Annotated in this window: 7 protein-coding genes; 2 read left to right on the forward strand and 5 right to left on the reverse strand. The window is 46.7% G+C overall.

What is annotated here, in order from left to right; all coding sequences use genetic code 11:
• The first annotated feature begins 512 nt into the window (after window positions 1-512).
• Window positions 513-1,379, forward strand: a complete 867-nt coding sequence (locus BFJ94_RS11450; RefSeq protein ID WP_229716782.1) for a lipoate--protein ligase family protein — start codon at window positions 513-515, stop codon at window positions 1,377-1,379.
• A gap of 121 nt (window positions 1,380-1,500) precedes the next feature.
• Here BFJ94_RS11450 and BFJ94_RS11455 read toward each other — a convergent pair whose 3' ends face one another.
• Genes BFJ94_RS11455 through BFJ94_RS11470 form a run of 4 tightly spaced genes read right to left on the reverse strand, consistent with a single transcriptional unit; the run spans window position 1,501 to window position 9,253 of the window.
• Complete coding sequence (locus BFJ94_RS11455) at window positions 1,501-5,937, reverse strand: coiled-coil domain-containing protein (RefSeq protein ID WP_120462795.1); 4,437 nt, start codon at window positions 5,935-5,937, stop codon at window positions 1,501-1,503.
• The gene (locus BFJ94_RS11460; RefSeq protein WP_120462796.1) at window positions 5,915-6,691 is read right to left on the reverse strand and encodes a DUF6063 family protein; all 777 of its coding nucleotides are present in this window, start codon (window positions 6,689-6,691) and stop codon (window positions 5,915-5,917) included. Before BFJ94_RS11460 ends, BFJ94_RS11455 begins: the two co-directional genes overlap by 23 nt.
• Before the next feature lies 1 nt (window position 6,692).
• Window positions 6,693-8,219 (reverse strand): replicative DNA helicase, encoded by a 1,527-nt coding sequence (locus BFJ94_RS11465; protein WP_120462797.1) that lies wholly within the window; start codon window positions 8,217-8,219, stop codon window positions 6,693-6,695.
• Window positions 8,192-9,253 carry a Wadjet anti-phage system protein JetD domain-containing protein gene (locus tag BFJ94_RS11470; RefSeq protein WP_229716783.1) on the reverse strand — a complete coding sequence of 354 codons (1,062 nt, stop codon included), beginning with the start codon at window positions 9,251-9,253 and terminating at the stop codon, window positions 8,192-8,194. Before BFJ94_RS11470 ends, BFJ94_RS11465 begins: the two co-directional genes overlap by 28 nt.
• 593 nt (window positions 9,254-9,846) lie before the next feature.
• Between BFJ94_RS11470 and BFJ94_RS11475 the strand changes: the two genes are divergently transcribed.
• Window positions 9,847-12,201, forward strand: coding sequence for a M13-type metalloendopeptidase (locus BFJ94_RS11475; protein WP_120462798.1), 2,355 nt, complete (start codon window positions 9,847-9,849; stop codon window positions 12,199-12,201).
• Between the two features lie 1,134 nt (window positions 12,202-13,335).
• On the opposite strand, the gene BFJ94_RS25615 is transcribed toward BFJ94_RS11475, so the two are convergent.
• A partial coding sequence (locus tag BFJ94_RS25615) for a hypothetical protein (protein ID WP_205571021.1) occupies window positions 13,336-13,572 on the reverse strand: 237 nt, incomplete at its 5' end.

The raw sequence follows: 13,572 nt of genomic DNA on the forward strand, positions 1-13,572 counted from the left end.
CTCCCCATATGATTCATGAAAAGAACAGCTTCCCCAGCACTCCCTCTTTATCTACAACTTATCTCGTCTACAACCCTATTTCTTTGCTAAATATTTCTTACAAGCATCACCTCCTATATGATTATGGAATTTTCCTCCTTATAATATATTTTCGGAGGAATATTCCCCTTTTATGAGATATCATAAATCATATGCCCTAATCTAACAAGGTTTTTTAGACATAGAAAAAGGGGGACCTTTCCAAACCTCGACGAATAGGTCAAGTGAATCGCAACAGCTGTACTTCCAGCCAAGCCCTGCACAAGTTCACCAGCGCTGTCTTTGCATCTTCAAGTTATAGCAAATTAAAACCCGAAACTATATGAACAAACAACGGTATGTAAGTCGCGTGCTGATGAGAAATGTCGCTAGAGGGCTTACGATGAATCTCTCGTTTTCCGTAACGAACTCATCCGTGTTAAGATACGAATAGATTGGATTTCTGTTTTATGCTTTATAAGGGGGACGTAGAATTGGCGGAATGTAAGACTTCATTTCATTCGGATGGACTAGACAATATCCTAGTGCTAGATCGCACGCAACACCTGGATGAGCCTGACATTCTGTATCCTTTTGCATTAGATGAACTGCTGTGCAGACATGCAGGCAAGGGAGGTCCCGCTGTATGCCATCTATGGCGCCATCCGAGAGGCTTCGTGATGGGACTTCGTGACAGCAGACTGCCGCATGCAGCAGAGGCGCAGAAATGGCTGGAATCGCTTGGCTACTCGACGGCTGTCCGCAGCACGGGCGGGGCTGCCGTACCACTCGATTTGGGTGTTGTGAATATATCCTTAATCCTTCCGAAAGAAGGTTTTGGCGACAAATACTTCCGCTCGGACTATGAGCGTATGTATCAGCTAATCAAACTTGCCCTGCAGAATACGGGCTACATGGTCGACAAAGGTGAAATTGATGGCGCATACTGCCCTGGCGATTATGATCTCAGCATAGGCGGCATCAAATTTTGCGGCATTGCGCAGCGTCGTCAAGCTCATGCTTTTGTCGTACAGGCATTCGTCATATGCGAAGGTTCTGGCAAGGAGAGTGCAGGGCTCGTCCGCTCCTTCTATGAGTGTGCTGCATTAGGCGTGGCGCATGCGGATCATCCTGTCGTCACCGAAGATAAGATGGGCAGTCTGGAAGAACTAGCTTCGCTCGGCAGCAGTGTTGGAAGCGATGCCGCGCAGGTATTCATAGAATCTATTAAACAAGTGATCCGGGGACGCCAATCTGAACTTTCTCTCGAGCAGACTGCCTCAGGATTATGGCTTCCAGAACCAGAACAAGTGCATGCCGTCATCCATACACTGCGTGAACGTTACGGAATCAAAGCGTAAAAGTGAATAGGTGAGAATGGTCCCCCTCTCCTATTCCTTATACTGTACAAGAGATCCGATTAAAAAAGCACACTCCTACTATCAAAATAAGTAGAAGTGCGCCTCTCCGCTTCAAAAACACTTAAAACAGCTCCATCTGATCCACTCGCGAATCGATCCGCTCTAATGTATCTGGGGCATTGTCTCTGAAATAGGCGTGTCGTATCTGCCTTATCGGTTCAATGATTTGCTTGGAAGCATCCGTTGTGCTACGAAGCCGGCAGCTATAGACAATCGGGAAATAATCCTGCAGGAATTTTCCTTCTGCATGAGCAGTTAAGGCAATGATCTGGAATCCCAGTTGCTCAGCGATAAAGAATACGGGGCTCAGCACATGATCACTGGATGCCTTGCCGAAGGGATTGTCCAAAATGACTGTGCGGTGCAGCTTCATATTGGCTTTAATATACTGCCGCCGCTCTGCGACATAATTGAGAAGTCCAAGGAACAGCGTCATATTTTTGCTCCATTTCTCCCCACCAGACCAGCGATTGGACTGCTCCCAAGAGTATGCCGCTCTCGTCACTTGATAATCATTCATCACCTTGCGGCAGGTGACCTTCATCACTTCACCTTTCAACACGACTTGAAGCAATTGTCTTGAGTCGAGCCACTTCTCTAGACTTTTGCGCACATCAGCTTCCTTCGTCTTGCCCTGCTCATCCGTATACTGGCTCCGTTCTAATTGTGCTACAATCCATTCAACATGGCTGCGAATCCGATCTTTGCCGTCTTGATCTTCCCATTCCGGGATAGAGAAGCTATACACTTCTCGCCATCCGTCCGCTGTCTTGATCCGGGTCTTCTTAGGCAGTTCTTTCAATTCCTGCACAATATGCTTCAAATGAGTATGAATTCGATGTATGAACTCCTGCAGAGTACGATCTTCATCACGGATTGATTCCTCCATAATGTGAATCGCCTTCTGTATTCTCGTCTCCATCGCCTGTCTGAATTCGATGACTTCTCCATAGGACTCCTTCAGCTCAATCCCCTGGATCGCCATCTGTCTGAGCTTGACATCCTGAACTTGGGAAATGCAATAATTTTTGAAGCTGTCTCGGCCTCTACTGACCAAGCCCTGCTCTCTTTCCATCTGGCGAAGACTCTCTTGCAGCCCGCTGATCGAACGTTCACTAAAGTCCGTACGTGCATAGGTGAAATCCATCAAATGAGCTTCCTCAAAATGAACAGGACGCAGCCGCTCGTCATCGAGACGGTGCAGCAAAGTATGCCTATCCCACAGCTGCAGCACAGCTTCAAGCTCATGGAGCTGACGCTCTACCGCGTCATTACGCCGCTGCCATTCCCGCTGCTCTTGCTGTAACTTTGAGGTCTCCCGCTCCAGCAGGAGCCGGGCTTCATTCAAATCACCATCGAAAGAGGATGGCTGACTCTCCGGAAACCGACCATTAAATTGCTGCAGTAAAGTCGCAACTCGGCCCTCACTCTTCTGCAGCTCTGCCCTTTGCTGCTGCAAATGTTCTTCCATCTGCTCCAGCTTGGCACGGAACACTTCAATCTGCTGCCATAGCGTATGCTTTTCCCCTTCTAGTTCAACGGGTAATATCCACTGTGGATCCAGATGTGGATGCTCTCGAAGCAGTTCGCGCATCCCCTTCTCCGCCAGCCCTTTCTTATCCTGTTCATGCTTCTGTTCTATTTCCAGCTGATTACGTTCTTTCAATATACCAGCACGTTCCCGTTCCAGCACTTTATACTCTTCCTTCAGCTCAGCCAAGGAACGGCTAGACTCAACATACGCGAAGCTCTGAACTGGACTATAAAATTCATCATTACGAAGCAACTGTAGCTGCATATTCGCATTGTTATATTCCTGCTGGACATTCCTCTGCTCTTCTTCTGTCCTATCCAGGCTGTATTGCTTCATCCTAAGCTGTCTCTGTAGACCGGAGAGCTGTTCCTTAATCGGGCCGAGTTCTTGCTCCAGCGTTTTCTTCTCCACACCGAGCGTTATATACAGATGACTATCTTTAAGCCAAACGTCTAGTTGATGAATCAGGTCCTGCATTTCACTAAGCTCAGTCCGATATTTATCAATCGTCTCTTCAAGCTGCTTCAAGCGCCGCTCATTCTTCTCTTGCTCCAGCGTAAATCCGATTAATTGTTCCCTGCCGGCCTGCAGCTGTTTCTCCAGCTCTTGAGAACCCGACAACGGATATTTATGCAAAAATTGATAGAAGCGTTGCTGTGTCTTTTGCCATAGCCCTAAGTCCGCTTCCTTGCTCTCCCGTTCCTGCTTCATCAGCTCAGCTTGCTCTAGCAGTCCTTGTTTCCATTGCTGGAATGAGACATCATCCTTATTTTGCAACCAATGCTGAGGAACGACCCACTGCTCTCCCGAATTAAGCATCTCGTTCCCTTGTACAATCGCTGCTGCCTCCATCGTGCTAAGCACGCGGATCGGGTAAGCAAATTCATGTCCTGAAGCAGCCAGCTTCTCCAGCAATAACTTCTTTTCCGCATCGGTCGTCACCAACGTCACTGACCAAAGAGGATCTCCTACCCGGCTAAGAGCCTCATCGCCTAGATTTAACGCACGGACATATTCAACACCCGTCTGGAGTAAATGGAGCTGTCTGGCCCAGGTTTGGATCAGCCGTTCGATGACAGGATCAGCAAAAAATACATCCTGATCGTAATAGTCATCCACATATCTATAGGCGAGTCGTTCTTTTTGCAGGTAGGCTGTTTTCTGGTCCTGTCGCTTCATAATTCCCTCTTCCAGCTGCTCCGATATGGATACCTCCTTATCATATAGGGAAGTCAATCGTTCCCAATTCGGTCTCAGCAGAGCCAGGTCTCGAATGATCGAATCATGCTCTTCATGAAGCTGCTCTTGCCGCTGCTCCAATCTCACTTGCTCTCGTTCCGTTCTGCGAATCGCTTCCTCTACCACTCGCCGACGTTCGCGTATCGACCCTTGTTCTTCTGTCATTTGCTTGATCTGGCCAATGTACTCGATCCGCCTCTCCTCCAGCTTCTGCTGTCGTGCGGACCATACTGGAATTTGTTCCTCCACTTTCTCTAGTGCGGGGTTAGCCAGAATGGTACGGGCGATTTTGAGCTGCTGCTCTTGTTTCTCAAGTAGTCTGGTCTGTTTCTCCTGCAGTTTCAACTCCCAAGTCCGCAGCTCTGCATGAAGACTCTCAATGATCTTCCCCGTTTCTACCTGTTCTGTCTTTAGACTGTCTAGCTCGGACTTATGTCCCTGAAGCGTCTCCGACAAAACCTGCTCACTCTGAGCAAATACCGTCCGCAATTCCCCGCATGTCCGCTCCCATCGCTCCTGAAGCTGCTGTTCGTCCTCACTTTGGTCCAATCTGGCAAGCTGCATCTCTAATTGAGATAGACGCGCCTCGGTCTGCTCCTGACTCACGCGATATTCGGCATATTTCAATGAATAGAAGGCCCGCTCGGCCTGCTTAAGCCGCTGCTGCAAGAGATCCGCCTCTTCCTGAAGCTCCTTCAGGCGTTCCATCAGCTTAGACTGACCGTGCTCAGCTTCGGCAATCTCCAAAGATTTCAACTTCAGTTGCAATGCTTCATTCTGTTCCGTCCATCGCTGCCATCGCTCCGCAAGTCCAGCCTGTTCACCCTTCTGCTCCTCATGCTGCTGCAAGATTAATCTCTTATAGGTCGCTGCCTCGGCGCGCGCCTCGTTATATCGTTCCTCGGCCTGATGCAAGCCTTCATACAATCGCACGTACTGGCTAAGCTCCTGCAGAATCAGTTTATTTTCCTCAATTTGCTCCTTCAATTCCTTATAACGCTTGAACCCCTCTTGACGAGATTCAAACAAATTCGCAAAGCTTTCCTGCTCAAAGCCTTCCATCGCCTGTTCAACGGTTGGGATGAGTAGCCTGTCAAATAACTGTGAGGTTGATCGGCATTCATCGAAGAAGTTCTCAATCCCTCCTTCAGTCCCATTGATCTTGGCGACAGCAATCCACTCGGATTCTATGATATGGAAATGCTCCTCCAGATGAGCTTTGTACTCTTTAATCGTGCTAAAGGTTCGAGCCGTAAGGGAGTAGCGCTGTACCATTGAAGCATAATACTCCTGAATTTCTCCCTTATCTGCTGGACGAGTCCTACCCATGTATTCTTTTGCGAAGGGAATCTGGTCAAGGCCATGGGGATCATTCTCACCGTATTCATACACATAACGATAAGAATCAACTCCGCTTGCGGTCAGAAAAAGACTAACACAGGTCACTGCATATCTGCGGCGCGGCTTATCATTCAAAATCCATTCAATCGCGATATGTGCAGGACCATTCTCCAGTAGCAGCGTGTCCCTCAGCTTACGTCCGGCCAAATCCGTATGCGGCAGCATCGCCTGCAACGCCGTCTGAATAAACACCGTCTTACCGCCGCCATTCTCCAGCACGATCGCCCCATTATGACCGTCGAACAGAAATGTTTCGTCATTATATCTTTTGTTGCCACCTTCATACAGCACGTGGGTAAACCTAATTTTCGAGATCGACGGCATGGCGCGCCTCCTCCTCAGATCTATTTTCTCGTTCATCAAGGCTATAAAGGAAATTCAGAATCCCCCGATTGTACTCCAGCTCCATAAAATATCGCTGCACGATCACCTTGGTCTTCTCCGTTAAACCCAGCTCTCCTGTGCCAACCTCTTCCGCCAAACGCTGCTCCAATAGAAATCGCCTGACCGTATCGAGGAAGCTGAGCCGACTGATCGTGTTTCCCGTCTGCCGCTTCGCTGTCTCTTTAATGTCGTCCATCGTATCCCACTTCTCAATGATGGCCGACCAATTATAGGAGAACTCGCTCTCATAGCGCTTCAATTCTTCCTCATCATGCTCCTTGAGAGATTCGATCCTCTCCTGTACAAGAACCGCCCACTCATCCAGTGGTAAGAAATTCCGAGTCGGTTCCAGACTCTGATAGCTGTCATAGAAAGCGCCAATAAATACAATCATCGCCAGATACATGAGATATAAATCGGCATTGACCGCCGAAGCACGCAAATAGGTCTTCTTCATATGCTCATTACTCACGTGAAATGGGGATAGACGAACTAGCGGGATCAGATGCAGCTCATCTCCAGCTGCAATGACTGCGCAATCAACCTCAGACGCAAACTGGTCGACAAGCCCTCTGACCTCATCATCCGCCATATATTCCTGCAAGCGTTCCTTCTCTGCCATTCCGTTCATAGCAAGCTGTGAGTATAGCCGGAACGCCTGCATCACTGTTTCATTACTATAGGTAAAGGCCATGCTATTCATCCCCCCACTTCAGCTTCATATTCTGGATCTGATAACGTGTACCCGTCTCGATAATACCCGGAGCTTCTTGAACAAGAAGGCTTCTACTTCCAAGCAAGCTGAATACCTGATCCAGCCCGGCGTTATCGTCATTTGCTTGCACAGCCGACGCTTGCACAGCCGACGCTTGCACGGGACTTCGCTGATGCAGAATCAGCCAGAAGTCATAGAAGCTGCGCCGATCCAGCCACTCACGATGTCCTTGTGCAGCAAGCTTTTCGACAAATTGACGGAGTTCCATCTCCCTGACCTGATCTAATTCCAGAATGAATAATTCCATAATTTCTATAAAAAAAGCAGCTCGCCGTATTGTAAACTGATGACCATATGCTTCATCTGCTGCTTCCAGGAACCCCTCATCACGCGGCTCTTGTTCACCAGTACCGGTAATATTCTGTTCGGCAAACAGGGTCAGCAGCGACCAGCTTCGTGCCTGCTCCAGACCCATGAATGGGGATACAATTCCTCTCATGGACTCTAGCGGAAGCGGCAGGCCGAATATAACGCCGGCGACATCCTGTTCAAAATTGAATGAACTGAGTCCTGTATAATATAGGGATTCCTTGGCGGAGTGCAGCGCCTGATTTTTGAGTTCTATACTCTGCTGCAATAAGCCCGAATGCTCAGCATGTACCTTCTCCAGTTCACTGGCAATCCGCAAAATATATTCATAAGCGCGTTCCTGCTTATCCGGATTAATGTCGGCATACAGGCGCGTCCTGGTCTCTTTTACAAATTGTCTTAACTCGTCAAATTCTTCATTTTCACGCTGAAGTCTTGTATATATATCCTCCAGCAATCCGCTATATCTCTTCAGTGTGTCCTCCGACACGATGCTGCGTTTGATCTCATGTTCAAGCTTCACCATGCGCTCCTGTAGAGACTCCACATCTACACGCATTTCATTGATCTGGCGCAGCGCTCCCTGGAACTCACCTTTTTCCAGTTGCTTACGCAGCACGAGCTGATGAATCGACAGCTGAAACTCCGAATAAAACTCCTTCGTTGCGAACACGAGCTCCAGTCCATCTTCATCCAATGCATAATATTGAGTACTGGTCTTGGAGTCAAAGGCATTCGCCCGCAGAATGGACGTGTATACGGTCTGCTGTTCACGCGCCTCCCAATTGAAGAATGTGAAGCCGCGTTTTTTGCCTGAAGCAGGACGAAATACCTGAATGATATCCCTTGCCAGATCCTCGCATTGTGGGAGTTCTATCTGCAATTTTCCGTTCATGATACGATGCAAATACTGAGCCAGATCCTTGACGCTTACCTTCGTATTCCTGATCAGCTTCTGCTCGAAGAAGAATAGCAAAGTTAGCAAACCCAATTCCATCATATCAATCGGTTGCCCGTTCAGATCCGACTGCTTTTTCCGCTGCAATTCAAATAAAGGATCGAATAATGCAACCTTTGACATTCTCTCCTGAAAGCCGGACAAGGTGCCTGCTATTTCAAATTGATCCATCGCTTCCATTCTTCGTTCCTCCATATTTGCTGCAATTGCTGCGTGGTTAATTTTTCTTGCGGATAGTAGCCGCCTGATCTCAGACAATTCTCGATCTGAGCTTGCTGATCCGATGCAAAATACTGAATAAACGCCTCCACCGCGTCATCATGTCTGCGTTGGTTCGTCTTTCCCAATACATAAGGCTCGACCAGACACGCTGCATAGAACGGAAGTGCCGGAATCAATGGCCACAGCTTATTACCCTCATACCAGATACGGATTCCTTCGTAGTCAAGATCGCCGAAATAAAGAAAATAATGCTCCCGATCAGCCACAGGATATTGCAACGGGAACATATCCAGGTTGCCCGTAATTTTATTGCCGCAACCGTAAATTAAAGTGCTAAATGAGCTGGACGGAAGAACAGGAAGCAAGGCTTGAAATGTCGTCTTATTCTCCACAATCAGATGGATGCATTGGGAATGAGATTGAGATTGTTCCATAAGAGAGGAAGGATTGACAGCCAGCATTAAAGGGTCAGATACAGGATGAATGCGCAGTAGCTCCCACAGACCAAGTCTCCTAAGTAATGCATATCCACCAAGGTCGGTAATCCACTTCTCATTGCCAGTCAGTTGGAAGCTGCGTTCCGGTGCAGGGACGGTAGATGAAGGAATTCCCTTCATTTTCAAATAGTGATCAATCTGATCGATCCACGGTCTATCCTGCACGAATTGCTGCTCAGGCAGTGCAAAATAACTATCCAGTTGAATCGCCGGATGAAGCTCCAGCCGATACTGCTGCAGCCTAATCGTATGCTTCTCGGTTAAATATTGTTTATTCACGCGATAGCGATAGGCCAGTGTAGGTGGTTTCATCGTCCGACCAGCGGATTTAACAGCTTCCAGTACGCCAATTCGTTCTAGATCAAGCACTGCCTCGGCAAATTCGCGCGAATCCACTTCCACGCCGACAAACAGCGACTCAAGTTCCTCTAGCTCAATCGTCATTTTTTTAATGCAGTCAAGGTGCTCCTCTATCATTTGTTTAATCTTCATCATGATGGTCCCCCCATCCCATAACTCCTGCGTAATTCCATTTACATTCATTCTAGCAAAAATATAATGCTTACGCAGTGGGACTTTCCAGGTTTCTAGTGAGGGAATAAATGCAAAAATACATCTATTTAACCCCTTGCTGCCCGAGACAGAGAATATAAGTGCAATTATGCAATTATTCACCTTCATTCTCTTGCGATCCGTCCTAAAATCAGGAAATAGATGTATAAACGCATTTATTTTCAGATTTCAAGCGGGATCCCCAGAAATAAGTGTATTTTTACAACTACTTTACGAAATCACAGCCTTTCGCCCAGATAAATATCCCCCGATGGGTTATGTACATATATTTTAGTCATTTCGCACCATTATTACTGCCCTAGAACGAAAAGGAGAAGATACAGGAATAGTCTTTACGATGGGTCATGAGGTGGCCCGTCAGATTACGCTGATTGTGCTGCCTTTTCTGTAATTTTCAGATTTTTTCCGAAACCATCTTCCCCATTATCCCGTATACTTAAAGGAGAATAATACCAAGCTGGGACTAGGAGCTCAAATTGCGTATTCATTCTTAATACATAACAGGAGGAAACAACGTGAAAAAGATTATTGCTCTACTACTATCTTCATCATTGTTGTTGACTATGCTGCCGACAGCCGGACTAGCTCAAGCAGCACAGCCGAACGTAACGCGGGGAGAAGTAGTGAATTATCTGTTGAATGCGGCAGATGATTACAACCCTGGCATTAAGAAAGAGGATATTCTGAAAGGCTACGGCAAGGGGGATGCCAAGGAAGATCAGTATGTATCCAGAATTGAAGCATTGATCATGCTGAGCCGGGCTTTCTCGGACCTGCCTGAACCTAAAGGCAACGACCTGAGGATTTCCAACACCTCTGCAGAATTCACAGACGTACCTAAATGGGCACAGGACGAAATCGACAAGCTCGCAGCCACAGGCATTATCAATGGTTATCCGGATGGTAAGCTCGGTGCTTCCGATCATATCACGTTAGAGCAATTAAACACTCTGGCTAACAGAATCATGGCTCTCAAAGGCTCAAATCCACGTGACGACTATTATGAATTCGTGAACAAAGAATGGCTCAATGCATCCACCATCCCGGCTGGGGAAATGACCAACGGTGTGTTTAATGAGCTAGCTAAAGTCAACGAAGAACGGGTTAAAGCTATCATTGATGAAATTGTGAAGAAACCTCAGCAAGCCGGCTCCATGGAACAGAAAATTGCCGATTTCTATAAGAACACACTCGATGTAGAACACCGCAACGCTCAAGGCATCAAGCCTATCGCTCCTTATTTGGCCGCTATTGATAAAGCCACTTCGATTCAACAGTTGTTTGACGCAACGATTGAAATTGAAAACGCCATGTCCAACGGCTCAATTCTTTCTTTTTCTATCTCGGGAGACGCCAAGAACAGTAATGTGAACGCCTTGTATTTCTCAGGTCTTGGCACAACACTCGATAAGAACAGCTATGTTTCCGGTGATGAGAAGACGAAGAAGGTCTATACCAACTATTTAACCAATTTGTTCAAGCTGTCCGGCGCCGATGAGAAGTCAGCAAAGGCTCAAGCTGAAGCGATGTACTCCTTCGAAAAAGAACTGGCCGCAGCGACCATGGACATTCAGGATCAAGGGAATGTGAATAATTTCTACAATCCTTATGCTAAGGACAAATTTATCGCGCTGTTCAAGTCCTTCGATATGGCAAAAATGATGAAAGAGCTTCATGTCGACAAAGCGGATAAAGTGATTGTGACGGATGTCGGGTTAGTAAAAAAATCAGCTGAACTGCTGACTGATGAAAATATCGATACCCTCAAAACTTATACGAAAGCCCTATTGTTAATGTCTGTGGGCGGCTTGCTCTCTGAAGATTTCAGTAAAGCCGGACAGGAATTCCAAGCGGAAATGTTCGGAGTTGAAGGTGAAAAGACAAATGAAGAGATCGCACTGATGACGACGAAAGCCATCATGAGCGACTATCTCAGCCAGGAGTTCGCTGAGCGCTACTTCACGAAGGAAGCCAAAGCAGACGTCGAGCAAATGGTTAAAGAATTCATTGAGGTTTATAAGGAACGGATTAAGAACCTGGACTGGATGTCCGAGGCAACCAAAGCCAAAGCCATTAAAAAGCTGGATAAAATGACGATCAAGATCGGCTATCCGGATCAATGGAATGATCCACTCAGCAAGGTTACTATTAAATCTTACGAGGATGGCGGGTCATTATTTGATAATATCATTGCCATCGTCAAAGCCAATAAGGCCAATTCAGTGGCTTCATTAGGCAAACCTGTTGATAAGAACAGCTGGATGATGAGTGTATATGACGTAAATGCTTACTATAATCCGCTGAATAACGAAATCGTATTCCCGGCAGGAATTTTGCAGGCTCCATTCTATGATCTCAATGCGAAGCATGAGACGAATTTGGGAGCCATCGGTATGGTCATTGCGCATGAGATCAGCCATGCTTTCGATAATCTAGGCTCCGCCTATGATGAGAACGGAAATGCAGTAGATTGGTGGACTCCAGAAGACTATAAGAAATTCCAGGAAAAATGCGAGCAAGTCATCGCTTACTACGACGGAGTCGAAGTCATTCCAGGCGTATACAATAACGGCAAACTGACCGTAAGTGAGAACATCGCCGATCTTGGCGGTATGGCGGCTTCGCTGCAAGTATTGTCCAAAACGAAAAATCCAGATTACAAAGCCTACTTTGAAGGCTATGCAACCATCTGGCGCACCACAATGAACAAAGAAATCGCGGCGTACATGTCAACCGTTGACACCCATTCCGCGAACAAGGTACGTGTCAACCGCACCGTCTCGAGCTTCCCAGAATTCTACAAAGCCTACGAAGTAACCGAGAAAGACGCCATGTACGTCGCCCCGGAAGACCGCGTAAGCATCTGGTAATCCTGCACGGACTTAACCTAAACGAAACAGTATTTGTAAATACAAAGCTGGCGTCGATATATTTACTGACGCCAGCTTTGTTATGTTTCGGCTTCTCAATATGGAGGGTACGATTACCGCACTTTCGGCGCACTATTAGCGCGCTTATTGCACACTATTAGCCACTTTCCACATATTTCAAAAACAGCTGCTAAAATGCAACTATTCTCGGAGATTCCCCCTGAAATCAGGAAATAACTGCGCATATACAACTATTCCCTGATTTAAGCCCCAACCGAAGCTAATTTCATCCAAATAGTTGTAGAAAAGCAGTTATATCTACTAGGGAGAGCATAATGCACCAATATAGTTGTATATTTGCACTTATGATCTGCACCACGGTACCAATTGGATGATACTGGAGCGCTATCGCAATAATGTTGCGTGATGTCAATAAAGTAACTTGCCGATTGGGCGGCCTGACCAAGCGAGGCTCTTCCCCGCTAACGTGACCTCTAACTGCATAAAGCACAGCTAAAATATCACATATCCGCTCCAGCCTCACCTTAATTGCAAAAAGTACACTTAGAATAGCAATTTTCCTAACTAAATCAAGAATCGGCTATTTTAAGTGTACAAAATACACTTGCAAGACGAGATTCCCAGTAATCCTGCAAAATAAATGTACCAACTACAACTAGACTAGGATAGAAACTTCCGACATTTGCACATTTATCCCTTCAACCACGCATCCGCGTAGGATGCGACGGGAGAGCATAATGCACCAATATAGTTGTATATTTGCACTTATGATCTGCACCACGGTACCAATTGGATGATACTGGAGCGCTATCGCAATAATGTTGCGTGATGTCAATAAAGTAACTTGCCGATTGGGCGGCCTGACCAAGCGAGGCTCTTCCCCGCTGACGTGACCTCTAACTGCATAAAGCACAGCTAAAATATCACATATCCGCTCCAGCCTCACCTTAATTGCAAAAAGTACACTTAGAATAGCAATTTTCCTAACTAAATCAAGAATCGGCTATTTTAAGTGTACAAAATACACTTGCAAGACGAGATTCCCAGTAATCCTGCAAAATAAATGTACCAACTACAACTAGACTAGGATAGAAACTTCCGACATTTGCACATTTATCCCTTCAACCACGCATCCGCGTAGGATGCGACTCTTAATACGCAATTATCGACAGCAATCGACAATACTTTCAATCCACGCATCCACATAGAACGCGACGATAGCCGACGCCATGGAGTCCGTGGAGATGCAAATCTTTCAATCCACGCATCCACATAGAATGCGACACTGGTGAAGGCGTCCTTAAACAAGTCGAGCGAGCTTTCAATCCACGCATCCACATAGAATGCGAC

Source organism: Paenibacillus aceti, assembly GCF_003614185.1.
GTDB classification, from domain to species: domain Bacteria; phylum Bacillota; class Bacilli; order Paenibacillales; family Paenibacillaceae; genus Fontibacillus; species Fontibacillus aceti.

What these genes read in the sequence shown, in the direction of transcription:
- BFJ94_RS11455 (WP_120462795.1), bottom strand. Translation starts at nt 5,937, where the DNA reads ATGCCGTCGATCTCGAAAATTAGGTTTACCCACGTGCTGTATGAAGGT.
- BFJ94_RS11460 (WP_120462796.1), bottom strand. Translation starts at nt 6,691, where the DNA reads ATGGCCTTTACCTATAGTAATGAAACAGTGATGCAGGCGTTCCGGCTA.
- BFJ94_RS11465 (WP_120462797.1), bottom strand. Translation starts at nt 8,219, where the DNA reads ATGGAAGCGATGGATCAATTTGAAATAGCAGGCACCTTGTCCGGCTTT.
- BFJ94_RS11470 (WP_229716783.1), bottom strand. Translation starts at nt 9,253, where the DNA reads ATGATGAAGATTAAACAAATGATAGAGGAGCACCTTGACTGCATTAAA.